At 67.8% G+C, this 23,935-nt stretch carries 22 protein-coding genes; 2 read left to right on the top strand and 20 right to left on the bottom strand.

Annotated features, from left to right (window positions below; genetic code table 11):
• Window positions 1-39 precede the first annotated feature (39 nt).
• From ftsA to murD, 11 genes are all read right to left on the bottom strand, one after another.
• Window positions 40-1,371: a cell division protein FtsA gene (ftsA, locus tag OEZ60_RS16640; protein WP_263338584.1), complete on the bottom strand. Its 1,332-nt coding sequence runs from the start codon at window positions 1,369-1,371 to the stop codon at window positions 40-42.
• Complete coding sequence (locus OEZ60_RS16635; RefSeq protein WP_263338580.1) at window positions 1,368-2,270, bottom strand: cell division protein FtsQ/DivIB; 903 nt, start codon at window positions 2,268-2,270, stop codon at window positions 1,368-1,370. The genes ftsA and OEZ60_RS16635 overlap by 4 nt, the downstream gene beginning before the upstream one ends.
• Window positions 2,258-3,181, bottom strand: a complete 924-nt coding sequence (locus OEZ60_RS16630; protein ID WP_263338578.1) for a D-alanine--D-alanine ligase — start codon at window positions 3,179-3,181, stop codon at window positions 2,258-2,260. Before OEZ60_RS16630 ends, OEZ60_RS16635 begins: the two co-directional genes overlap by 13 nt.
• Window positions 3,182-3,227: 46 nt before the next feature.
• Window positions 3,228-4,166, bottom strand: coding sequence for a UDP-N-acetylmuramate dehydrogenase (gene murB, locus OEZ60_RS16625; protein WP_263338576.1), 939 nt, complete (start codon window positions 4,164-4,166; stop codon window positions 3,228-3,230).
• A gap of 57 nt (window positions 4,167-4,223) precedes the next feature.
• Entirely contained in the window at window positions 4,224-4,472 is a 249-nt protein-coding gene (locus tag OEZ60_RS16620) for a DUF2484 family protein (RefSeq protein WP_263338574.1), read from the bottom strand.
• The gene (locus OEZ60_RS16615) at window positions 4,469-4,735 is read right to left on the bottom strand and encodes a DUF2484 family protein (RefSeq protein ID WP_263338572.1); all 267 of its coding nucleotides are present in this window, start codon (window positions 4,733-4,735) and stop codon (window positions 4,469-4,471) included. The genes OEZ60_RS16620 and OEZ60_RS16615 overlap by 4 nt, the downstream gene beginning before the upstream one ends.
• 45 nt (window positions 4,736-4,780) lie before the next feature.
• Window positions 4,781-6,202, bottom strand: a complete 1,422-nt coding sequence (gene murC / locus OEZ60_RS16610) for a UDP-N-acetylmuramate--L-alanine ligase (RefSeq protein ID WP_263338571.1) — start codon at window positions 6,200-6,202, stop codon at window positions 4,781-4,783.
• Window positions 6,199-7,302, bottom strand: coding sequence for a UDP-N-acetylglucosamine--N-acetylmuramyl-(pentapeptide) pyrophosphoryl-undecaprenol N-acetylglucosamine transferase (locus tag OEZ60_RS16605; protein ID WP_263338569.1), 1,104 nt, complete (start codon window positions 7,300-7,302; stop codon window positions 6,199-6,201). Before OEZ60_RS16605 ends, murC begins: the two co-directional genes overlap by 4 nt.
• Window positions 7,302-8,468, bottom strand: coding sequence for a peptidoglycan glycosyltransferase FtsW (locus OEZ60_RS16600; protein WP_263338566.1), 1,167 nt, complete (start codon window positions 8,466-8,468; stop codon window positions 7,302-7,304). Before OEZ60_RS16600 ends, OEZ60_RS16605 begins: the two co-directional genes overlap by 1 nt.
• Before the next feature lie 129 nt (window positions 8,469-8,597).
• Window positions 8,598-9,056 carry a GFA family protein gene (locus OEZ60_RS16595; RefSeq protein ID WP_263338563.1) on the bottom strand — a complete coding sequence of 153 codons (459 nt, stop codon included), beginning with the start codon at window positions 9,054-9,056 and terminating at the stop codon, window positions 8,598-8,600.
• A gap of 9 nt (window positions 9,057-9,065) precedes the next feature.
• Entirely contained in the window at window positions 9,066-10,469 is a 1,404-nt protein-coding gene (gene murD, locus OEZ60_RS16590; RefSeq protein WP_263338560.1) for a UDP-N-acetylmuramoyl-L-alanine--D-glutamate ligase, read from the bottom strand.
• A gap of 148 nt (window positions 10,470-10,617) precedes the next feature.
• Between murD and OEZ60_RS16585 the strand changes: the two genes are divergently transcribed.
• Entirely contained in the window at window positions 10,618-11,040 is a 423-nt protein-coding gene (locus OEZ60_RS16585; RefSeq protein WP_263338558.1) for a hypothetical protein, read from the top strand.
• A 10-nt stretch (window positions 11,041-11,050) separates the two neighbouring features.
• Here the strand turns inward: OEZ60_RS16585 and mraY are convergent, their stop codons facing one another.
• The 8 genes from mraY to OEZ60_RS16545 form a co-directional block, all read right to left on the bottom strand.
• Window positions 11,051-12,133: a phospho-N-acetylmuramoyl-pentapeptide-transferase gene (gene mraY / locus OEZ60_RS16580; RefSeq protein ID WP_263338555.1), complete on the bottom strand. Its 1,083-nt coding sequence runs from the start codon at window positions 12,131-12,133 to the stop codon at window positions 11,051-11,053.
• Window positions 12,134-13,582 carry a UDP-N-acetylmuramoyl-tripeptide--D-alanyl-D-alanine ligase gene (locus OEZ60_RS16575; RefSeq protein ID WP_263338552.1) on the bottom strand — a complete coding sequence of 483 codons (1,449 nt, stop codon included), beginning with the start codon at window positions 13,580-13,582 and terminating at the stop codon, window positions 12,134-12,136.
• Window positions 13,582-15,063, bottom strand: a complete 1,482-nt coding sequence (locus OEZ60_RS16570; protein ID WP_263338549.1) for a UDP-N-acetylmuramoyl-L-alanyl-D-glutamate--2,6-diaminopimelate ligase — start codon at window positions 15,061-15,063, stop codon at window positions 13,582-13,584. The genes OEZ60_RS16575 and OEZ60_RS16570 overlap by 1 nt, the downstream gene beginning before the upstream one ends.
• Before the next feature lie 28 nt (window positions 15,064-15,091).
• The gene (locus tag OEZ60_RS16565; RefSeq protein ID WP_263338546.1) at window positions 15,092-16,876 is read right to left on the bottom strand and encodes a peptidoglycan D,D-transpeptidase FtsI family protein; all 1,785 of its coding nucleotides are present in this window, start codon (window positions 16,874-16,876) and stop codon (window positions 15,092-15,094) included.
• Entirely contained in the window at window positions 16,873-17,220 is a 348-nt protein-coding gene (ftsL, locus tag OEZ60_RS16560) for a cell division protein FtsL (RefSeq protein ID WP_263338543.1), read from the bottom strand. Before ftsL ends, OEZ60_RS16565 begins: the two co-directional genes overlap by 4 nt.
• Window positions 17,220-18,215, bottom strand: coding sequence for a 16S rRNA (cytosine(1402)-N(4))-methyltransferase RsmH (rsmH, locus tag OEZ60_RS16555; RefSeq protein WP_263338541.1), 996 nt, complete (start codon window positions 18,213-18,215; stop codon window positions 17,220-17,222). The genes ftsL and rsmH overlap by 1 nt, the downstream gene beginning before the upstream one ends.
• Window positions 18,216-18,217: 2 nt before the next feature.
• Complete coding sequence (gene mraZ, locus OEZ60_RS16550; RefSeq protein WP_263338538.1) at window positions 18,218-18,721, bottom strand: division/cell wall cluster transcriptional repressor MraZ; 504 nt, start codon at window positions 18,719-18,721, stop codon at window positions 18,218-18,220.
• Between the two features lie 664 nt (window positions 18,722-19,385).
• Complete coding sequence (locus OEZ60_RS16545; protein WP_263338535.1) at window positions 19,386-20,453, bottom strand: Mrp/NBP35 family ATP-binding protein; 1,068 nt, start codon at window positions 20,451-20,453, stop codon at window positions 19,386-19,388.
• Between the two features lie 243 nt (window positions 20,454-20,696).
• Between OEZ60_RS16545 and OEZ60_RS16540 the strand changes: the two genes are divergently transcribed.
• The gene (locus OEZ60_RS16540; protein ID WP_263338532.1) at window positions 20,697-20,912 is read left to right on the top strand and encodes a DUF1127 domain-containing protein; all 216 of its coding nucleotides are present in this window, start codon (window positions 20,697-20,699) and stop codon (window positions 20,910-20,912) included.
• A gap of 475 nt (window positions 20,913-21,387) precedes the next feature.
• Here the strand turns inward: OEZ60_RS16540 and OEZ60_RS16535 are convergent, their stop codons facing one another.
• Window positions 21,388-23,892, bottom strand: coding sequence for an ATP-dependent helicase (locus OEZ60_RS16535; protein ID WP_263338530.1), 2,505 nt, complete (start codon window positions 23,890-23,892; stop codon window positions 21,388-21,390).
• Window positions 23,893-23,935 lie beyond the last annotated feature (43 nt).

Here is a 23,935-nt window from a genome sequence, read left to right as displayed (position 1 = left end):
GTTTGAGCGGCATTTTGCCGACCTCTCAGGATCTTGCGGTTACCAGTTGTCTTTAAACCATTTCATCGCCCGCCGCAGCGACCGCGCCGGGTAGCGCTCCGCGGGAATCTCGAAGTCCCACCACTCGTCCTGGGGATGCGCAGCGAAGAGGCAGAGCCCCACGGTCGAGGCGAACGCCGCCCCAGTCGCCGCCTGCGGCAGCCCCTGAACCCGCAGCGGCCGGCCGAGTCGCACGTTCTGTCCGAGGATCTTCGCGGCCAGCATGTCGAGCCCCGGAATCTGGCTCGCGCCCCCGGTCAGCACAATCTGCTGGCTCGGCAGCTGGTCGAACCCGGCGGCGTCGAGCACCGCGCGCACCTCTTCGAGGATCTCTTCGACGCGGGGCCGCATGATGCCGATCAGCTCGGTGCGGCTCACCTGCCGGCGGTCCTTTTCCCAATCGCCGCAATCGGCACCGATCTCGATCATCTCGCGGTCGTCCATGCCGGTGGCATGGACCCCGCCGTGGATCGTCTTGATCCGTTCCGCGGTCGCGAGCGGCACCTGCAGGCCCTTGGAGATATCCGAGGTAACATGGTCACCGCCGAGCCGCACGCTCTCGGCGAAGATCATGTGCTTCTTGATGAAGATCGAGAGCCCGGTCGCGCCGCCGCCCATGTCGATGCAGGCCGCGCCCAGTTCCTGCTCGTCCTCGACGAGACTCGCGAGGCCCGAAACATAGGCCGACGACGCCAGCCCCGCGATCTCCAGATCGCAGCGCTTGATGCAGTATAGCAGGTTCTGGACGGCGTTCGTGTCGATCGTCAGCAGATGCATGTCGGCGGCGAGACGGTTGCCGACATGACCACGCGGATCGCGAAGGCCGGAGCGATGATCGATCGCGAAGTTCACCGGATGGGCGTGCAGCACCTCGCGGCCCTGGCCGAAATCCGGCACGTCGCAGGCGGCGAGCACCCGCGCGACGTCCTGCTCGCTGACCTGGCCATCGGCAAGCTCGATCTCGCCCGCGAGCCCGTAGCTGCGCGGCCGGGCACCCGAGAAACAGGCGATGACATGGTCGACGCGCGTCTGCGCCATCTTCTGCGCCGCCTGCACCGCGGTGCGGATCGCGCGCTCGGTCTCGGCCATCGCGTCGACCTCGCCGAAGCGCACCCCGCGCGAGCGGGTCGTCGCCGCGCCGATCACCCGGAACTGCGACTGCCCGGCGAGCGAGCCGAGCCCGTCCTCGCGCGCCTCCTCGGTGTTTTCGAAGCGCAGGACCAAGCAGGCGATCTTCGACGTACCGACGTCGAGGATCGCGACAACACCACGCTGCATCGCGGCGCGGCGCATGTGCCGCATCGCGCGCTGGGACTGGTAAAGATCGGTCATTGCCCTGTCACCTTCGTCTCGAGCCCTGTGAGGTTTTCGGTTTCCGTGCCCATCGCGGCCAGGCGGACCGTCGGGCGGTTTCTGTTGCGCATGTCGACGGCGACGAGCGCACGGCCGAACATGTCCTCGGCCTCGTCGAGCGCAATCACCCGCTGCACGGCCGGTACCGGCGCTTCTTCCGGCAGGAGGATGCGCTGGTCGCGGTCCAGAACGATGTCCCAGCGCCGCTCGCCCATCCAGACGAGGCCGCGGATCCGGTCGCCGATCGGCCGTGCCGCGCGCAGGATCTCCAGCGCCTCGCCGACACGGTCGTCGGCACCCATCCCGGCGATCACCGGCAGGTCAGGCCGCGCGGTACGGTCGAGAAGCGTCGCCACCCGGTGCCCGGTCGCGTCAAGCATCTCGAGCCCGGTGGCATTGCGCCAGAGCACCGCCGGCTGGCGCTCGACGACGGTGATCTGCAGGACGCCGCCCTTGCGGACATGCAGTTCGGCCGAGGCGACCGCGTCGATCTGCTCGATCGTCGCCCGCAACGCCGCAAGATCGAGCCGGAAGGACGAGACCGGAAGCGTCACCGGCAGCATCGCCCGGATCGCCTTCGCGACCGGTTCGGAGGCGCCGTCGATCGCCATCAGGGTGACCATGAATTCCGGCCGCTCCTCGATGCTGCGTCTTAGCTCGGCGAAACTCTCCCCGATCGCCGCGCGGCGGCCTTCGTTGGCCAGATATCCGCCGACGACGACCACGCAGAGCGCCACCGGCACGCCGACGCGCATCGCGACCCGGAACATCGGCGTCAGCCAGAGCCGTTCGATCCGGAAGGCAAGCCGTGAAGGTGCCGGATCCCGCCGCAGACCGTGCTCGCCGTGGCGCACTTCGGGAGCCCTCAGCGGTCGCATGAGGCATCCTCCACGATCCAGGCGCAGAGTTGGGAAAACGACATTCCCTCGGCCGCCGCCTGTTCGGGCGAAAGCGAGGTCGGCGTCATGCCGGGCTGGGTATTCGTCTCGAGAATGTAGAGCCCGTCGATCCCGCGGCTGTCGTCCCAGCGAAAGTCGCTGCGGCTCAGCCCGCGGCAGCCGAGCGCGCTGTGTGCGCGCAGGGCGTAGTCGCGCGCGGCGTCCGCTATCTCGGCCGGGATGTCGGCCGGGCAGGTGTGGCTCGATCCGCCGGGCGCGTATTTCGCATGGTAGTCGTACCAACCCGAGGTATGGATCTCGGTCACGCACATTGCGCGGTCGCCGAGAACCGAGACGGTGAGCTCCCGCCCCGGCACATAGGTCTCGACCATCGCGGTCTCGGGCATCTCTTCGCCCAGCTGCGGCGGCGTGTTGGCGTCCTTCGAGACGATGTAGACCCCGACCGAGGAGCCTTCGGCATTCGGCTTCACGACGTAAGGGGGCGCCATGACGTGGCGCGCCATCACCTCGGCTTTCGGGGCGAGCAGGCTTTCGACGACCGGCAGCCCGGCGGCGCGGAAGACGCTCTTCGCGCGGGTCTTGTCCATCGCCAGCGCCGAGGCGAGCACGCCGGAATGGGTATAGCGCAGCCCGAGCCATTCGAGCATGCCCTGGACGCGGCCATCCTCGCCCCAGCGGCCGTGGAGCGCGTTGAAACAGACATCGGGGGAGAGTGCTGCAAGGCGCGCGGCAAGGTCGCGGCCGGCGTCGACCTCGACGACCTCATATCCCGCCTCCCTCAGGGCGTTGGCGCATTCGCGCCCGCTCACGAGCGACACTTCCCGCTCCGCGGAAAGTCCACCCATCAGTACCGCCACTTTGGGGGCTGCCCTGCTCGACCTGCCCGCCACTTCTGCCTCATCCGGGTCCGTTTTCGGACTCCGCTTTCTTCGTTGGTCACGCGTCCGTATCAGGCCGGACGTCACCTATACGCATGATTTCCCACTGTAACGTCAAACCGCTGATTTGGAAAACCCTTTTTCTGACTTCCTCGCCCAGCCCCTCGAGATCGGCTGCCGTCGCGCCGCCTGCGTTGATGAGGAAGTTCGGGTGCTTCTCGCTCATCTGCGCGCCGCCGCGCCGCGCGCCCCGGAGCCCGGCCTCGTCGATCAGCTTCCAGGCCTTGAGGTCGTGCACGTCATCGGCGCGCCCGGTCGAGGAAAACCCGGCCGGGTTGCGGAAGGTCGAGCCTGCTGAGCGGTCCTTGACCGGCTGGGTCGCGTCGCGACGTGCGAGCTGCTCCTCCATCTTCGCGGCGAGTGCCTCGGGTTCGGCGCGCGCGCCCCGGAACACCGCCCCGGTGATCACCGCGCCCTCGGGCAGGTCCGAATGGCGGTAACCGAAACCCATCGCCTCGGCGGAAAGCCGGGTGGTACTGCCGTCGCGCAGGATCGCGGTCGCCTCCACGAAATGGTCGGCGACGTAGGAGCCATAGCAGCCGGCGTTCATCCGGACCGCGCCGCCGATGGCGCCGGGGATGGTCCTGAGGAAGGTCAGGTCGATGCCCGCCTCCGCCGCCTTCCGCGCGACATGGGCGTCGAGTGCGGCCGCCCCCGCCCGCACCAGCCCGTCCTCGACCGAAATCTCGGAAAATCCACGGCCGAGCCGGATCACCACGCCGCGGATACCGCCGTCGCGCACGATGAGGTTGGAGCCGACCCCCATCGGAAAGACCGGAACCTCGGGATCGAGTGCCGCGAGAAAGGCGGAGAGATCCGCGGCATCGGCAGGCTGGAACAGCCAGTCCGCCGGCCCGCCGACGCGCAGCCAGGTGAGGTCGGCCAAGAGCCGGTTCGGCGTGAGCGTGCCGCGCACGGGGGGCAGGTCATGTGTCATGGCAGCCGTGCTAGAACGCCCGGCCGCGCACCGCAAGCCCCGGCCCTTCGGCGCGCCTCAATTCACGGTCTTGCGCCTCAGCCAGCGCCAGAGGTGGATCAGCGGCCAGCGCAGGATCGACGTCCCTGCCCCGAGCACGATCAGCCCGACCCAGGGTCCGTTCTGGTAGGTCACCCAGCCGACGATTGGGATCCCGACTGTGATCAGCACATAGGCTGCGCGCCAGTGGCGGTCTCGCGACGGAATGAGCGCGACCACAGTCGCGACGATCGCCCAGAGGGCGGCGAGAAGCAAAGATGTATTCACGGCTCCCTCCCTTCCCCGTCAGGTGCCACCCTCTCCATGATCCTTTTGAGAAGATAACGCAAGGGTTTGCGGAACATAGAGACGACTGCGACCAGTGCCGCGACCGCGATCCAGGGAGAAGTGTCGGCCGCCAGCCAGACGACCAGAGTCGCCGCCGCGACGAGCAGCAGGAGCCCCGGAAGGATCTGGTACCGCATCGGCAGGAAGGCCACGCCGGTCGCGACCAGAACCCACAGGCAGGCGAGTGGAACCGCGAGGCTCATGGCCTCTCCTCGGACCGGGAAACGTTCCGGCGCACGCACACCGCCTTAGCCCTTGAGCCGCGCCGGAAGCGCGTTCGCCCAGGCCGAGATCGTTCCCGCGCCAAGGCAGACCACCATGTCGCCGGGGCGTGCCTGTTCGCGCACCAGCCGCTCCAGGTCTTCTTCGCTGAGGATCGCGCGGGCATGGCGGTGGCCGTGGGCGATGAGCCCGGCCACGAGGTCGTCGCGGCTCGCGCCGGGGATCGGATCCTCGCCGGCGGCATAGACCTCGGCGATGGCGACGACGTCAGCCTCGTTGAAACAGGTGCAGAAATCGTCGAAGAGCGAGGACAGGCGCGAGTAGCGGTGCGGCTGATGGACGGCGATGACGCGGCCCTTCGTGGCCTGCCGCGCGGCCTTGAGAACCGCGGCGATCTCCACCGGGTGGTGGCCGTAATCGTCGATGATCGTCACCCCGCCCAGCACCTCGCCGACCTTGGTGAAGCGGCGGTTGACGCCGCCGAAGGCCGCGAGCGCGTCGCGGATCTCGTCCTTCTTCATGCCGAGATGGCGCGCCACCGCGACCGCGGCCAGCGCGTTCGAGACGTTGTGGTCGCCCGGCATCGGCAGCGTGCAGCCCTCGATGACCGAGGGGTTGCCGTCCTCGTCGGAACCCTCGCCCTGAAGTGCGACGTCGAAATGCGCGACGCCTGCCTCGTAGGTCAGGTTGACTGCCCGCACATCGGCCTGGGCGTTGAAGCCGAAGGTGACGATGCGCCGATCGGTTACCCGGCCCACCAGCGCCTGCACTTCGGGATGGTCGGTGCAGCAGACCGCGACGCCGTAGAACGGGATGTTCGAGACGAAATCGTAAAAGCCCTGGCGCAGCCGGTCGAAGTCGCCCCAGTGCTCCATATGCTCGGGGTCGATGTTGGTGACGATGGCGATCGTCGCCGGCAGGCGGTTGAAGGAGCCGTCGCTCTCGTCGGCCTCAACCACCATCCACTCGCCGGCTCCGGCGCGGGCGTTCGAGCCATAGGCGTGGATGATGCCACCGTTGATCACCGTGGGGTCGAAGCCGCCCTTGTCGAGCAGCGTCGCCACCATCGTCGTCGTCGTGGTCTTGCCATGTGTCCCAGCGATCGCGACGTTGGAGCGGAGCCGCATCAGCTCCGCCAGCATCTCGGCCCGCCGCACGACCGGCAGGCCCCGCTTGCGCGCCTCCTCAAGCTCGGGGTTGCCCTTCTTGATCGCCGAGGAGATCACCACGACCGCCGCCTCGCCAATGTTCTCGGCCCGCTGGCCCTCGAAGAAGGTGGCCCCCAGCCGCTCCAGCCGCTCGGTGATCTTCGAGGCCTTCGCGTCGGAACCCTGCACCGGATAGCCCAAGGTGATCAGCACCTCGGCGATCCCCGACATGCCGATGCCGCCGATGCCGACGAAGTGGATGGGCCCGAGTTCGCCGGGCAGTTTGGTGGCGGCGTTCATGTCGTCTCTTTCGCTGTCAGGGCCTCGACCATCTCGACGAGACGGCCGGTGGCGTCGGGGATGCCGTAATCGAGCGCGGCGTGAGCCATGCGCCTCGCGGCATCGGGGTTTTCCAGGATCGCGGCGACATGCCCTGCCAGCGTGGCCGCGTCAAGCCGTGATTCCGGGATGAGGATCGCCGCCTCGGCCTCGACCATGCCATGCGCGTTCGCGGTCTGGTGGTCGCCCGCCGCCGCCGCGAAGGGCACGAGGATCGCCGGGCGGCCGATCACCGCGATATCGGCGACCGACGAGGCGCCGGAGCGCGAGATCACCAGTTGCGCCTCGGACAGCCGGCGCGGCACGTCGGCGAAGAAGGGTGCGACCTCGGCCCCGATCCCGGCCCCGGCATAGGCGGCCTCGACCCGCTCGACATCCTCGGGCCGGGCTTGATGCGCCACCCGGAGGTGCGCCCGCAATCCTTCGGGAAGTGCCGCCAGCGCGGCCGGTACAACATCCGACAGGATCCGCGCGCCCTGACTGCCGCCGATCACGAGAAGGCTCATCGGGTAGTCGCCCGGCGGGATATAGGGCGCCCCGGCGCGTTCCAGCACGGCGGCGCGGGCCGGATTGCCGGTGTGGACCGCCGCAACCCCGTCCGGCACGTCGGTCGGCCAGGTGCCGCAGGCTACCGTCCGCACCCAGCGGCGCGCCGCGAAGATCCGGTTGACCCGGCCGAGCACGCCGTTCTGCTCGTGCACCATGCGCGGCAGCCGGAGAAGCACCGCCGCCGCGAGCGCCGGGATCGACGGATAGCCGCCGAAGCCGACGACAACGGCCGGCCGGTCACGCCGCAGCGCGAGGTAGGCCCCGAGGATGCCCGCGCCAATCCGGAACGGCACCGCGAGCTTCGCCAGCGCCCCGCCCCGCGCGAAGGTGGCCGAGGCGACCTCCTCGACCGTCACCGCCTTCGGGAAACCGCCGGCATAGCGCGCGCCGCGCGCATCGGTCGAAAGCTTCACCCGCCAGCCGCGCGCGACCATCTCCTCGGCGAGAGCCTGGGCAGGAAACATGTGGCCGCCGGTCCCACCGGCGGCGATCAGGAGAAGGGGCGGCGGCATCAGCGGCCCCGCTTGATCAGGTAGTCCTCGATCCGGCCCTGCGGCCGCGACCGGGTGAAGGCGAGGAGCATGCCGAGCGCGATCCCGCTCGCGATCACCGACGATCCGCCGTAGCTCACGAACGGCAGCGTCATGCCCTTTGCTGGCAGGAGCCGCACCGCAACGCCCATGTTGATCAGCGCCTGCACTCCGAAGGCGCAGGCGAGCCCGGTCCCGGCAAGCCGGATGAAGGGATCGCGTTCCCGCATCAGCCGGAAGAGCGAACGCGCCGTGATCGCGGCGTAAAGCGCGATAACGACGAGGACGAGGACGAGCCCGTATTCCTCGGCTGCAACTGCGATGATGAAATCGGTATGGGCGTCGGGCAGCGACCACTTCACAGTGCCCTCTCCGACGCCGACGCCGAAGAAGCCGCCCTCCTGGATCGCGTTCGTGGCATAGCCGATCTGGGTCCGGGGGTCGATCTCGGCCGAGAGGAACCCGTCGATGCGGCGGGCGAAATGCTCGGACGCGTCATAGGCGACGACGCCGCCCGCGACGACGAGCCCACCGATCACGGTCAGCAGCATGAAGGACGCGCCGGCGACGAAATACATCACGCCCCAAGCGAAGAGCACGAGGCAAGCCTGACCGAAATCCGGCTGCAGTGCGAGGAACGTCACGATGATCAGCGTCAGGACGAACGAATAGAACCGCCCCGGCGGGCCGTTGATCTCCTGCGCCGCCGCCATCAGCCAGGCGGCCATGATCACGAAGCCGGGCTTGAGAAACTCGGACGGCTGGAAGCTCGCAAAGCCGAGCGAATACCAGCGCACCGCGCCCTTGCCGAAGTCGGTGCCGAACACCGGCAGCAGCATGAGCGCCACCAAGGCGCCGAGGAAGCCGATCACGCCGAGCCGCCGCACCACGTCCGGCGACAGCATCGAGGTGAACATCATCGCGGCGAGCGCCATGAAGCCGAAGAACGCCTGCCGGGAGACGTAGTAGAACGGGTCGAGCCCGTTCTTTTCCGCGAGCGGCACCGAGGCGGCAAGACCGAGGAGAAGGCCGATCCCGAACAGGATCATCACGCCCGAGAGCGACCATTTGTCGATGGTGCGCCACCAGCGCGGAAGAACCGGCTCCCCAGCCCGCGCGGGCATGGAGCCATAGACCATCTCAGTCATGGGATACCGCCTTAACTGCCTCGTACTCGCCCGTTCGCCGGGTCTGGCGGGGATTCTAGCGCGGATGGCGCGGGGACGCTAGGAAAGATTGGCTGTCTCGGCACGATGTGCGCGCCGCCGCCTTGCCGGCTATCGGGCCAGCAACGCGCGCCGGCGTGCCTGCGCCGTTTCTGGCCAGCGCTCTTTCCAGTCATAATATTCGGGCACCGCCGGTACCCCCTCGGGAAGGGCGTACCAGGGCATCTTCGTCGAGGTGAAGATGTGGATGTCGGGCGGGCAGGCGGCGGGATCCTCCAGCGTCCCGACCCGCACGAAGGAAACCCGGCGCTCGCCTCCGTAATGCGACCAGAGCGCGACATGGCAGTCGGGGCAGCGCAGGACGGTCTGGCCCTTTCCGGAATTCGACGGCGTGATCACCTCGACCGGAGCCCCTTCCAGGAGCACGACCCGGTCGCTCTCGATCATCGCGTTGACGGCATGCGGCCCACCGGTTTCACGCTGGCACCAGGTGCAGTGGCAGGCATGGATGAAGAGCGGCCGGTCGGTCAGCCGATATCGGACCTTTCCACAGGTGCAGCGGCCATGCATGGCTCCCCCTCAGGCGCCGATCAGCGCCTTGACTCGCGCCGCGAAATCCTCGCCGCGCTTCTCGAAGTTCGGATACTGGTCGAAGGAGGCGGCAGCAGGCGCGAGAAGCACGGTCTCGCCCACCTCCGCTTCCTCAGCGGCGCGGGCCACCGCGCGGTCCATCGTCTCACAGATCTCGTGCGGCGTTTCGCCAAGCTCGAGCGCGAAGTCGCGCGCCGAATGTCCGATGAGATAGGCCTTCACGACCGAGCCCAGATGCGGTTTCAGCGCGGAAATGCCGCCGTCCTTGCCGAGGCCCCCGGCAATCCAGCGGATCTTCGGGAAGGCCTGCAGCGCCTTCGCGGCGCTGTCGACGTTCGTCGCCTTGCTGTCGTTGACGAAGCGCACCCCGCCCCGCTCGCCGACAAGCTGGCTTCGGTGCGGCAGCCCCTCGAAGGAACGGAGCGCCTGTTCGATGAACTTCGGGGCGAGGCCGAGCGTGCGGGTGGCGGCATAGGCGGCGCAGGCGTTCTGGTGGTTGTGGGCGCCCGGCAGGCCCTTGACCTCGCGCAGGTCGATCGCCGCCACCTGGCGGCCCTTGCGCCATTCGGCGAGGAAGCCCTTGCGGGCGAAGACCGACCAGCCCGGCCCCTCGAGCTTGGTGCCCGACGAGATCCGGATCACCCGGTCGTCGCCCGGCCCCTGCGCGAGCTGGTTGGCGAGGAAACGTCCCTCGACCTCGTCCACCCCGATCACCGCCCGGTCCGGCCCGCCCTCGGCAAAGAGCCGGCGCTTGGCGGCGAAATAGCCGCCGTGGCCGCCGTGGCGGTCGAGATGGTCGGGCGAGAGGTTGGTGAAGACCGCGACATCCGGGGTCAGCGCGCGGGCCAACTCGGTCTGGTAGGAGCTGAGTTCCAGCACCACGACCTCGCCATCCGTCGCGGGGTCGATATCGAGGACACCGCGGCCGATATTGCCGGCCATCTGGGTTGGCCGCCCGGCGACCTTGAGGATGTGGTGGATGAGTGCCGTCGTCGTCGACTTGCCGTTCGAGCCGGTCACCGCGACCACCTTCGGCGTCTGCTCCATCTCGTCCCACTCGGGCGTCGACCAGGAGCGGAAGAAGAGCCCGATATCGTTGTCGACGGGCACACCGGCCGCCATCGCGCGGGCGATGAGCTTGTTGGGCTCAGGGTAAAGATGCGGGATGCCCGGCGAGACGACAAGCGTCGCCACATCGTCCCAGGCATCGGCGCGGGTGAGATCGGTGAGCGCGAAGCCTGCCGCCTCGGCATTGGCGCGCGCCTCGGGGCTGTCATCCCAGAGGCAGGGTGCCGCGCCACCGGCAAGAAGCGCCCGCGCGGCGGTAAGCCCCGACCGGCCGAGGCCGAGCACGGCGACCTTCCTGCCCTCATATCCCCTGACCGGAATCATGCGTCCCCCCTGGCTCGTCCGGGCCGGACAATGCCCTTTGCCCCCGCCGCCCGCAAGCTCCCCGGCCGCGCCACGACGCCCCGCCCGCGTCACAATTCGGGCGCCGCCCCGCCGCAAAGCGGCTTCATTTCCATGTCATCCGAGTCACATGAGAAAGCCGGATCTGTCCTCTCTCAAGGCAAAGCTCGCGCAACGGTTTCGCGAGGCGCGGCGGCTGATCCTCTTTGCAACGGTAATGGCCTTCGCGGCGGGCGTGGTGAGTTTCCTGCGCTACGACGTCGCAATCCACGGCCTGCCGCTGCCGATCATCACCGGTGCGCTTTACGCGCTCTTTGTGGGCACGGCCGCGACGGTCACCAGTGTCCTTCTGCCTGCGCTGCGGGCGATGATCGAGGCGGTTGCTATCTCGCGCTTCGGCGTCGCCGTCGCGGCCTTCGGCGCTCCGGATTTCGGCCTCGCGTTGCACCAGTCGCCGCTTTTCGGCGCGGCCGTCGTCATCGGCGGTGCGGTCCTTGTCCGCAAGCTCTTGGGCGGAAAGCGGATCACGCAGGCACCGATCGCCGTGGCCTGAGGCCCCGGCTTCAGCGCACCTTCAGCGTCGCCAGTCCGATCAGCGCGAGAATGAGCGAGATGATCCAGAACCGGATCACGATCTGCGGTTCGGCCCAGCCCTTCTTCTCGAAATGGTGGTGGATCGGCGCCATCAGGAAGACCCGCCGCCCGGTGCGCTTGAAGTAGGCGACCTGGATGATCACCGACAGCGCCTCGACCACGAAGAGGCCGCCGACGATCGCGAGCACGATCTCGTGCTTGGTGGCGACCGCGATGGCGCCGAGCGCGCCGCCGAGCGCGAGCGATCCGGTGTCGCCCATGAAGACCGCCGCCGGCGGCGCGTTGTACCACAGAAAGCCCAGGCCCCCGCCGATCAGCGCAGCGCAGAAGATCAGGATCTCGCCGGTGCCGGGAACGAAATGAACGCCGAGATATTCGGTGAAATTGTAGTTGCCGACGATATAGGCGATCACGCCGAGCGTCCCGGCCGCGATCATCACCGGCATGACGGCGAGCCCGTCGAGTCCGTCGGTCAGGTTAACCGCGTTCGCCGCGCCGACGATGACGATCATTGCGAAGGGAATGAAGAAATAGCCAAGATACAGCAGCGCGTTCTTGAAGACCGGAAAGGCGAGCTGATTGGTCAGCGCCGGCGGGTGGAAGAGCGAGGCCGCAAGACCCGCGACCGCGGCGATGGCAAGGCCGAGAAGGAATCGCGACCGCGACGAGACGCCCTTGACGCTCTGCTTGGTGACCTTTGCATAGTCGTCGGCGAAACCGATCAGCCCGAAGCCGTAGGTCACGAACAGCACGATCCAGATATAGGGATTGTCGAGCCGCGCCCATAGCAGCGTCGAGACGAGGATCGCCGAGAGGATCAGGAGCCCGCCCATCGTCGGTGTGCCGGCCTTGGAGAAATGGCTTTGCGGGCCGTCGTCGCGGATCGGCTGACCCTTTTTCTGCTTGCGGCGCAGGAGGTTGATCAGCGGTCGGCCGAAGAGGAAGCCGAAGACGAGCGCGGTGAAGAACGCGGCACCCGCCCGGAATGTGATGTAGCGGAAGAGGTTGAACATGTCCCCTCCCTCCGAAAGGCTGGATAGCCAGTAAAACATCTAGTCTGTCCCTCGCGCTTCGCCCGCGCCCGGTTGCCCGAGTTTCCTGAGTGCGTCAACCACCAGGCTGACCTTCGATCCCTTCGATCCCTTGACGAGGATCACGTCGCCGGCATCGGCAATGACATGGCTCCGCCCCGCCAGCTCCGGCGCCGTCTCGCGCCATTCGCCGCGCTTTGCCGCCGGAAGGCATTCCCAAAGCGCCCGCATCCGTGGCCCGACGCAATGGACGAGGTGGAGCCGCGCCATCGCCGGATGCGTGGCGATCGCGGCGTGCAGTTCGGCCTCGGTCGGGCCAAGTTCCAGCATGTCGCCGAGGATGGCGATGCGGCGGCCCGCATGGATACGCCCCACCCCGTCGCGCGGGTTCGTGCCGGCGAGAACGTCGAGCGCGGCCGCCATCGACGCCGGGTTGGCGTTGAAGGCATCGTCGATCAGGTCGAACGCCTTCTCGGCATCGACGATGTCGAGATGGATGCGCTCTCGCTGACCGCGCCCGGCGGGCGGCTGCCAGAGGCCGATGTCGCAGACCGTCACGGCCGGATCGGCGCCGACGGCCTCGGCGACCGCGACGACACCGAGCGCGTTGACGGCGAAATGGCGGCCCGCGGTGCGGACCTTGTAGAGGAACGGCTCGTCGCCGCGCACCGCTCTGGCGATGGTCGTGTCGTCGGCGAGCGTCGCCTCGGCCAAACGGTACTCGTCCCCGGCCTCAGCGCCGAAGCGGATCGTGCGGGCCGCCGCCTTGTCAGCCGCCGCCTCGAGGATCGGCGTGACGGAGAGCCCGGAAGGAATGACGGCGATCCCGCCCGGCTCCAGGCCTTCAAAGATCGCCGCCTTCTCGCGGGCGATGCCCTCGATGTTCTCGAACGCCTCGAGATGGGCCGGCGCGACGGTGGTGATCATCGCCACATGCGGCCGCGCGAGCCGCGCGAGTGGCGCGATCTCGCCGGGGTGGTTCATGCCGATTTCGACAACCGCGAAATCGGCGTCCTCGGGCAGGCGGGCGAGCGTGATCGGCACGCCCCAATGGTTGTTGAAGCTCGCCTCGGCGGCATGGACCTTGCCCTGCCCGGCGAGGACCGCGCGCAGCATCTCCTTGGTCGAGGTCTTGCCGACGGAGCCGGTGACCGCGATAACCTTCGCCTTCGCGCGCGCCCGTCCTGCCGCACCAAGGGCCGTGAGCGCGTCCAAAACGTCGGGCACCACCAGCAACGGGTCGGTCTCCGAGCAACCTTCGGGAATGCGCGAGACGAGCGCCGCAGCGGCGCCCTTCCGAAGCGCGTCGGCGACGAAATCGTGACCGTCGCGTTGGTCCTTCAGCGCGACGAAGAGGTCGCCCGGCACGAGGCTGCGGGTGTCGATCGAGAGCCCGGTCGCCTCGAACGGACGGGTGGCGCGGCCGCCAGTGGCGGTGGCGGCGTTTACGTGGGTCCAGAGCGCGGCCATCAGATCTTCCCGTCGAGTGCCGCCACCGCGACGCTGGCCTGTTCGGCATCGTCGAACGGATAGACATCCTGGCCGACGATCTGCCCGGTCTCGTGCCCCTTGCCGGCGATCAGAAGCGCGTCGCCCGGCTGCAGCGCGTCGACGCCGCGCAGGATCGCCTCGGCGCGGTCGCCGACCTCGGTCGCCTCGGGGCAGCCCCGCATCACCTCGGCGCGGATCGAGCCTGGATCCTCGGAGCGCGGGTTGTCGTCGGTGACGATCACCACGTCGGCGAACTCGGCCGCGGCCTCGCCCATCAGCGGGCGCTTCAGCCGGTCGCGGTCGCCACCAGCACCGAAAACGACGACGATCCGGCCCATCACGTGCGGGCGCAAGGATTGCAGTGCGGAAGCGAGCGCGCCGGGCTTGTGGGAATAGTCGACGAAGACCGTGGCGCCGTTATCGCGCTTGGCGGCAAGTTCCATCCGGCCACGCACGGTGACGAGCGTGTGAAGGGCGCCGAAGACCGCTTCGGGCGCTTCGCCAGCCGCGATCACGAGCCCGGCGGCGGCGAGTACGTTGTCGGCCTGGAAACCGCCGATGAGCGCCAGCCGCACGAGGTGCGGCTTGGCGTCGTAGGTGAAGCGCAGATCCTGCCCGGTCGCGTCGAACCGCTGCGAGGTGATGCAGAGGTCGGCGGCCGGATTGCGGCCGACGGTGATCAGCCGCTGCCCGCGACCCCGCGCGATCTCCAGCATCTCGCGCCCGCGCGGCTCGTCGATATTGATCACCGCGGTGCCGTCTTCCGGCAGGACGCGCGCGAAGAGCCCGGCCTTGGCGGCGAAGTAGTCGTCGAAATTGGCGTGGTAATCGAGGTGGTCCTGGCTGAAGTTGGTGAACGCCGCCGCGCTCAGCCGCACCCCGTCAAGCCGCCCCTGGTCGAGCCCGTGCGAGGAGGCCTCCATCGCCGCATGGGTCACGCCGGCATCGGCCATGTCACGCAGGACCCGGTGCAGCGTGATCGGTTCGGGCGTGGTATGGGCCAGGGGCGCGGTGTAGTCGCCAAGGATCCCCATCGTGCCGAGATTGGCGGAAGTCCGCCCAAGCGCCTGCCAGATCTGCCGGGTGAAGGTCGCGACCGAGGTCTTGCCGGAGGTGCCCGTCACCGCGACCACCACCTCGGGCTGGCGTTCGAACCAGAGTGCTGCGGTGTAGGCCAGCGCCTGGCGCGGATCCTCGGCGATGATCAGAGCCGCATCGGAGGCCGCAAGCTCGGCCTTCGCGATCTCGGCGCCCTCGCGGTCGGTGAGGATCGCGGCCGCCTCCATCCGCAACGCATACTGAATGAATTCAGCGCCATGCACCTTGGTTCCGGGCAAGGCCGCAAAGAGATGGCCGGGCCTGACGAGGCGGCTGTCGACCGAGAGGCCGGTCACCTGCGCCTCGCGCCCGCCCTGTGCCCTCAGGCCCAGCTCGCCAAGCGATTTCGTCTCCGCTGCCATGAGCCCAGCCCCCGCCACATACGCGTCCTCAGTTGCGCACGAGTGTTACAGCAGCATCGGCGAGAGGTTCAACCTCCGGTCGGAGGCCGAGGAGCGGCGCGGCGCGGCGGATGATCTCGGCGGCGACCGGTACGGCGGTCCAGCCGGCGGTGCGGCGCGGCTCGGTGCCCGAGGTTTCGACCGGCTCGTCGAGCGAGACGACGAGAACATACTTGGGATCATGCGCGGGGAAGACGGAAGCGAAGGTGGCGATCACCTTGTCCTTGTAGTAGCCGCCGCCGGTCCGCTTGGGCTTGTCAGCGGTGCCGGTCTTGCCGGCGACGGCATAGCCCGGAACCTCGCCGAAGCTCGCGGTGCCGCGCACCACGACCTGGCGCAACATGTCGCGGATCTGGGTCGAGGTCGCCTCGGAGATCAGCCGCGGCCCGGTTTCGGCGTTGTCGCGCCTGAGGAGCGTCGGCGTGATCCGCGTACCGCCGTTGGCGAGCGAGGCATAGGCGGCGGCGAGGTGCAGGGGGCTCGCCGCGACGCCGTGTCCATAGGACACGGTGAGCGTGGTGATTTCGGGCCATTTCGCGGGGCGAAGCGGCTTGGCGCCCGGCGCCTCGACCAGCTCGACCGTTGTCGGGTCGAACATGCCGAGTTTTTGCAGAAACTCCTGCTGGCGCACGCCGCCGATCAGCTGGGCGATATGGGCGGTGCCGATGTTGGAGGATTTCACAATCACGTCGGTGACCGACAGTTGCGGCCCGTAGTTGTGGAAATCGCGGATCTTGAACTTGCCCCAGAACATCGGTCCCTTGGTCTCGACCATCGTCTCGGGCCGCACCAGCCCGAGGTCGAGCGCCTGCGCCACGGCGAAGATCTTGAAGGTCGAGCCAAGCTCGTAAACCCCCTGCACCGCGCGATTGAAAAGCGGGCTGTCGGAGGGATCGCCCTTGGTCAGGGGCGCCGGCCGGGTATTCGGGTCGAAATCGGGCAGAGAGGCCATCGCGACGATCTCGCCGGTCTTGACGTCCATCAGGATAGCGGTCGCGCCCTTGGCGTTCATCAGCTTCATGCCGCCGTAAAGCACGTCCTCGACGGTCGACTGGATCGTCAGGTCGAGCGAGAGCTGCAGGGGGGCGCCACCATTGGCCGGGTCGCGCAGCCAGCCGTCGAAGGTCTTCTCGACGCCGGCGGTGCCGACGACCTCTGCCGAGCGGACGCCCTCGCGGCCGAAGCTTGCGCCGCCGAGGATATGGGCCGCGATCGCGCCGTTCGGGTAGAGCCGCATCTCGCGCGGACCGAAGAGAAGGCCGGGATCGCCGATCTCGTGCACGAGCTGCATCTGCTCCGGCGAGATCTTCTTCTTTACCCAGAGGAACTTGCGCTTGCTGGTAAAATCCTTCTTCAGCCGCGCGGCGTCGAGATCGGGGAAAATCAGCGCGAGCTCCTCGGCGGCGCGGATCGGGTCGACCATCAGGGGCGGCTGGGCGTAGAGCGAATGGGTGACGAGGTTCGTTGCGAGGATCCGGCCCTGTCGGTCGGTGATGTCGGCGCGCTGCGCGACAATGGCCGCGCCCATCCCTGTCGCCTGCGGCTCCACCGGCTCGGTCGCGGCAAGAAGCCCCATCTGGGCGCCCACTGTGACGAAGGCCGCGACAAAGGCCGCGCCGAGGATCAGGAGCCGCCCCTCCGCCCGAAGCCGCGCCCGGTCGCGCATCGCCTCGTGGCGCAGGCGGATGTTCTCGCGCTCGATCGCGTCGGGGTTCTCGCCCTTCTCGCGGGCCGAGAGGATGCGGGCGAGCGGGCGGAGCGGTATGCGGGTCATGGGGTGGTCTCCCCGAGCGCGATCGTGTCGACCGGGGCGCTGATCGCGTTGAGGTCGAAGTCCGGATAGCCGATCTGCGCGACCCCGCCGAACTGGCGCGGCTCCAGCGGCAGGAGCCCGAGCCGCGGGAAGCTGATGTCGGCCAGTTCGCGCAGCCGGTCGGGCCGGTTGAGATAGGCCCATTCCGCATTCAGGACCCCGAGCGACTCCTTCAAAGTGCCGATCTCGCGTTGCAGGTCGCGCACGGCGGCAAGCTCCGCCTGGGTGCGGTAGTTCTCGCGATAGGCCCAGAAGGCCAGCCCCATCACGGCGAGAGCGGTCATGACCAGGAACAGGCTGCGCATCAGTGACGTCCTTCGAGCGCGGGTTTCGGCAGGCCCAGCGCCGCGCGGTCGGCGCGGCCGGCGGGGGCATCGGTGCGGATGCCCACCCGGAGCTTGGCCGAGCGGGCGCGGGGGTTGGCGGCCAGTTCCTCGTCGTCGGGACCGACCGCGCGGCGGGTCTTGAGCGTGAAGGCCGGCGGCACCTGCTCACGGGCGGGGGCATAGCGGCTGCCCTGCCCTTCGCCGCCGGAGCGGAGCTGGAAGAAGCGCTTGACGATCCGGTCCTCGAGCGAGTGGAAGGTCACGACGGCAAGCTGGCCACCCGGCTTCAGCGCCCGTTCGGCGGCCTCGAGCCCCTCGGCGAGCTGGCCGAACTCGTCGTTCACGGCGATCCGGATCGCCTGGAAGCTGCGGGTGGCGGGATGGCTCTGGCCCGGTTTGGCGCGCGGCAGGCAGCGTTCGATCACCGCCACCAGGTCCAGCGTGGTCCTGAAGGGCCGGGCGGCGACGATGGCGCGGGCGATGCGGCGCGAGGCGCGCTCCTCGCCGTAATGAAAGAGGATATCGGCGATCTCGGCCTCGCTCGCCTCGTTCACGAGGTCCGCCGCCGTCGGACCGGTGTCGCCCATCCGCATGTCGAGGGGGCCGTCCTTCTGGAAGGAAAAGCCGCGCTCGGCCTGGTCGAGCTGCATCGAGGAGACGCCGAGATCGAGGACGACACCGTCCACGGGCGCGCCCGCCAGCGCGTCGAGATCGGAAAACGTACCCTCGACGAGCCTCAGACGGCCGCCATAGGCGCCGGCCCAGTCGGCGGCCATGCGAAAGACGCTCGGGTCGCGGTCGATGCCGATCACCAGGTCGGCGCCGGCCTCAAGCAGACCGCGCGTGTAGCCGCCCGCCCCGAAGGTGCCGTCGACCCAGGTGCCGGAGACAGGCGCGACCGCCTCAAGGAGCGGCCGCAGCAAAACCGGGATATGGGGGGCGGAAGCGGGTGTCGGTGTCTTGGCGGCCGCCATCCCTACCCCCTCGACCGCGTCGGAAGGAGGCTGCGGGGATCGAAGTCATCGTCGTACTGCGCGGCGAGCTTGCGGGTGCGGGCGCCGGCCTTGTCCTGATAGGTCTCGGGCTTCCAGATCTTGAAATAGTCGCCGGCCGAGATGAAGAAGGCCTCGGAGGTGAGCCCGATCTTCTCGCGCAGCTTCTGCGGCAGGGTGAGGCGGCCGTCGTCGTCGATCTGCGCCTCGATCGACTGGCCATGCATCAGTTCCTCGAGCCAGAGCCGCTGCGGCGAGCCGCGCTGCATGTCCTCGATCTGTTCGTCGATCTCTTCGATCGCCTTCATGGTGTAGACTTCGAGCCAGTCCTGACCCGCGTCACCATAGACGATCACGATATTGGGGCGCAGGCCTTCCTTCCAGTCGGGATCCGAGGCCTCGATGACACGGCGGAACGGCGCAGGGATGGAGACGCGGCCCTTCGCGTCCACCTTGTAGGTATCCGATCCTCTGAACCTGCGTGCCAACGGCCCGCGCTCCTTACCAGTCCCCTCCCCCCGAAATCACCGCCAATCCGCCCGCGGGGCCCTGAACGGACAACGGCGGATTGGGCTGCTGCCACTGCCCAATCCGCCGCCCTCGTCCCGTTTCCGGGTCCCATTGCTGGGCTCGTCCGGCTGCGCATGCCACCTGGGGGGGATGTCTGCTCGCTTGCGCGCCGGATCTTTGTTCGATGAAAGCGGGTGCCTGTATGAAACCTGACTTTCGCCTTCGGGGTCTTGCCGCCCCTCTGTCAGCCCGTCTTCATCGGTATGTATAGGGATGGCATGGGAATTCATGGGAAGCAAGAAAAAACTTGCGCATTAAGGTGACTATTGGCATTCGGGCGCAACTCAAGACAGGCCCAATCATTAGATCACTTGATTGATTTTTGGCATATTTTGGGTTCTCAGATAAGATTCGCCCAAAATATCGACATGGAATCGGAACCTGAGCTCGTCCCATGCATTCCCAGCTTTTTTCGAAGAAACTTCCGTTAGGTCAGGCCCGGCCGGCACGCCTCATCGAGATTCCGTCGAAATTCGCGGATTCAGTCGCTTTACACGGCGAACGATTCGCTTTCGGCACCAGCCGAAACGCGATTTCCCATGAGATCCCGGCAGAACTCGGCCGGTCCCGTGATTTCCCGGATCAGGCCATGCCGCCGGCAACAAGCCGGTGGGCGAGCCGGGCATAGGCCTCGGCGATCGGCCCCTCGTCCGAAGCGATCGGCGTGCCGCCGTCGCCCGCGAGCCGCACGTCGAGGCTGAGGGGGATCTCGCCAAGGAAGGGGACGCCAAGCTTCGCGGCCTCGGCCGCGACGCCGCCATGGCCGAAGATATGCGCCTCATGCCCGCAATTGGGGCAGACATAGGTCGACATGTTCTCGATCAGGCCGAGGATCGGCGTCTTGAGCTTGCCGAACATGTCGATCGCCCGGCGGGCGTCGAGAAGTGCCACGTCCTGCGGGGTGGAGACGATGAGCGCGCCGGTGACATGGGACTTCTGGCAGAGCGTGAGCTGCACGTCGCCGGTGCCAGGCGGCAGGTCGACGATCAGCACGTCGAGCTCGCCCCAGGCGACTTGGCCGAGCATCTGCTGCAGCGCGCCCATCAGCATCGGGCCGCGCCAGACCACGGCCTCGTCCTCCTTCAGCATCAGGCCGATCGACATGAAGGTGACGCCGTGGGCCTTGAGCGGAACGATGGTCCTGCCGTCGGGCGAGGCGGGGCGCTTCGAGACCCCCATCATGCGCGGCTGCGAGGGTCCGTAGATGTCGGCGTCCAGGAGCCCGACCCGGCGGCCCTGGCGCGCGAGCGCGACTGCGAGGTTCGACGACACCGTCGACTTGCCGACGCCGCCCTTGCCGGATCCCACCGCGAGGATGCGGTCGACGCCGGCGATCCGCGCCGGGCCGGCCTGCGGCGTCGGGTGGCCGCCGATCTTGAGGCTCGGCGGCGCCTTTGGCGCCGGGCCATGTGCCGTCATCACAACAGAGACCGCGCCGACGCCGGGCAGCGCCTTCACGGCGGCCTCGGCAGCCTGCCGCAGCGGTTCCATCCGCCGCGCCATCTCGGGATCGGGAGCCTCGATCACGAACCGCACGGCATCGCCCTCGATCGAGAGCGCACGCACCAGATCGCGCGAGACGAGGTCGCCGCCATCGGGCAGCGTGAGGCGGCGGAGGGCGGCAAGGACGGTGTCGCGGCTGAGGCTCATCGGGTTCCCCTTCGTATCCGTGGAGCAATCTCACGGCCGGGGCGGCAAGGACAAGTGCCAAAGTCCGGCGGCGCGGCCGGTTCGGACAAGTTGCCGCTAGGGCAGGTAAAATCGCCGTGAAGTGCCATGCAATTGCTGCATGGCGGCAATGATTTCGTCAGGGATTGTGCATCCGCAGCATGAGGTCCATCTAGGGTCCAACAGCGGCGCAGATGGCGCCAATGATCCGAAAGAGGCACTACAATGGCACATGCAACCGTTATCCGTGGCGTCGAGACCGGCCTTGCCGATCGCATCTCCGCCTTCTTCGCCGGCCTGCGCGACAGCCACCGGCGCTACAAGATGTACCGCCAGACCGTGAACGAGCTCCACGCGCTCACCGACCGCGAGCTGCACGATCTCGGCCTGCACCGCTCGGCGATCGACTCGATCGCGCTCGAGGCGGCCTACGGCAAGTAAGTTTCGCTTCCCGGGCTCTCTCCTCCTCCCCGAGCCCCGGAGCTTCGCGGCGACTTTCCTCCTCCCTGAAGTCGCCGCGTCCGATCGGGCCTGACAGGCCCAAAGAGTTGCGCCGGATCCCTCCTCCTCCCTGGATCCGGCGCCGTGAAATGCGGCGGTGGCCTCCTCCTCCCTGCCACCGCCGCATCTTCACCCTGATCGGCGGCCCACCCTCCCTCGGGCCGCTGGCGTGAAGATAGGCAGCACCCCTCCTCCTCCCTGGGTGCTGCCGGTCTTCACCGGAATGCAGCGGTCCCTCCCTCTCCCTCGGGACCGTGGTTGCGACTGGCGGCGCCCTTCCGGCGCCGCCTTTTTCGTTTCGGAAGATGATCCCGAGGCGGCCCCGTGCCGGGGCCATTTTCTTCGTCTCGCCTGCGCGCTGGCGCGCTCCGGCTCGGGACCGCCTCCGGCGGGGGTATTTCGGCAATGAAGAAGTTCAGAAGGGGATGTCGTCGGCCGCATCCGCGGAGACGATGAAGCTCGCCACGACATGCTTGGTGCCGGCCTTGTCGAAGGCGACCTCGAGCTTGTCGCCCTCTATGCCCTCGACGAAGCCGTAACCGAATTTCTGGTGGAAGACGCGGTCGCCCTCGGTGAAGGCCGAGACGGCGTCGAGGTCGATCACCACGTTGCGCGCCTCGCGCGGCTGGCTGACGGGGCGGGTCTGGCTGCGCTCCTGGAGCCGTTTCCAGCCCGGCGAGTTGTAGACATCGGCGCGCGCGGCGCGGTCCTCGATGCCAGCCGTCATTCCGGCGGCGCCATAGCCGCCGCCGTAGAGGCCGGGCGGGGTCAGGACCTCGACATGCTTCGCGGGCAGTTCGTCGATGAAGCGCGAGGGGAGCTGGCTTTGCCACTGGCCGTAGACCCGGCGGTTGCCGGCGAACGAGATCGTGCAGAGCTCCTCGGCACGGGTGATGCCGACATAGGCAAGGCGGCGTTCCTCCTCGAGGCCCCTGAGCCCGCTCTCGTCCATCGAGCGCTGCGAAGGGAAGAGCCCGTCCTCCCATCCCGGCAGGAAGACCACGGGGAATTCGAGGCCCTTCGCGGCATGGAGGGTCATGATCGTGATCTTCTCCTCGGCATCCTCGCTGTCGTTGTCCATGATCAGCGAGACATGTTCGAGGAAGCCTTGCAGATTGTCGAAGCTTTCCAGCGCCTTCACGAGTTCCTTGAGGTTCTCCAGCCGCCCCGGCGCCTCGGGCGTCTTGTCATTCTGCCACATAGCCGTATAGCCCGCTTCGTCGAGGATCGTCTCGGCCAGCCGCACATGGTTCAATGGGCTGTAACCGCCCAAATTGACAAGGGATTCATCCTCCAAGACTGCTCCGTCGTCCGAATCCACAAAATCGTCGGGCTCCAGAGCAGTCCAAGCTTCGTCGCTTCCGGGGATGATGGAGGGCGCATCGGTTGCACTGCTGAAAGCTGGTCTTGGACGTTGGCTAATTGCCTGGTGCCAGCGGTCGATATTCTCGACAAATGCACGCAGTTGCGCGCCACCCTTGCCGCCGATTTGACCTGAAGTCACCGCATAACGCGCGCCCTCAAGAAGGCTCACCCCATCCTCGCGCGCCTGGCGCTGGATCGTTTGCTGCGCCTTCTCACCAAGCCCGCGTTTAGGCGTGTTGACCACCCTTTCGAAGGCGAGGTCATCGTCAGGCGAGACGGCGAGGCGGAAATAGGCCATGGCGTCGCGGATTTCGAGCCGTTCGTAGAAACGCGGGCCGCCGATCACGCGGTAAGGCAGACCGATGGTCAGGAACCGGTCCTCGAAAGCGCGCATCTGGTGGGAGGCGCGGACGAGGATGGCCTGATCGTCCAGGCTGTGCGGCTCCATGCCGCGCGTGCCGCGCTGGATGGCTTCCGCCTCCTCGCCGATCCAGCGCGCCTCTTCCTCGCCGTCCCAATGGCCGATGAGCCGCACCTTCTCGCCGCCCTCGGCCTCGGTCCAGAGCGTCTTGCCGAGACGCCCGGCATTGGCCGAAATCAACCCCGAGGCGGCGGCAAGGATATGCTCGGTCGAGCGGTAATTCTGTTCCAGCCGGATCACCTGCGCGCCCGGGAAATCCTTCTCGAAGCGCAGGATGTTGCCGACCTCGGCGCCGCGCCAGCCGTAGATCGACTGGTCGTCGTCGCCGACGCAGCAGATGTTCTTGTGCTTGGCGGCCAGCAGGCGCAGCCAGAGGTACTGGGCGACGTTGGTGTCCTGATATTCGTCGACCAGGATGTAGCGGAACCAGCGCTGATACTGCTCCAGCACATCCGGGTGATTCTGGAAGATCGTGACGACATGCAACAGCAGGTCGCCGAAATCGCAGGCATTCAGCGTCAGAAGCCGCGCCTGATAGGCGGCGTAAAGCTCGGTGCCGACATTGTTGAAGGCCGAAGCCTCGGCCGACGGAACCTGTTCCGGACCCCAGGCGCGGTTCTTCCAGTTGTCGATCAGCCCCGCCAATTGCCGCGCCGGCCAGCGCTTTTCGTCGATATTGGCGGCGGCGATGATCTGCTTCATCAACCGGATCTGGTCATCGGTGTCGAGAATGGTGAAGTTGGACTTGAGGCCTACCAGTTCGGCGTGCCGCCGCAGGATCTTCACCGAGATCGAGTGAAAGGTACCCATCCAGGGCATCCCCTCCACCGTCTGGCCCATCAGCCGCCCGACCCTCTCCTTCATCTCGCGCGCGGCCTTGTTGGTGAAGGTCACGGCCAGAACCTCGTTCGTCCGGGCCTGCCCCCGCGCCAGAAGATGCGCGATCCGTGCGGTCAGGGCGCGGGTCTTGCCCGTCCCTGCGCCCGCCAGCATCAGGACCGGACCGTCCAGCGTCTCGACCGCCTGCCGCTGCGCCGGGTTCAGCCCGTCGAGATAGGGTGCGGGCCGCGCGGCCATGGCGCGGGCGGAGAGGGAAGCGCCCTCGAAGGCGTCGCTGTCGTCGAAACTGCTCATGGGTCGCAATCTAGCGGCAACGGGGTGCGAATAAAAGACGAGT

Origin of the sequence: Albidovulum salinarum, from assembly GCF_025673475.1 — a bacterium.
GTDB lineage: Bacteria > Pseudomonadota > Alphaproteobacteria > Rhodobacterales > Rhodobacteraceae > Albidovulum > Albidovulum salinarum.
Note: the sequence above shows the minus strand (reverse complement) of the source record. Positions and strands in the feature narration are given on the sequence as shown.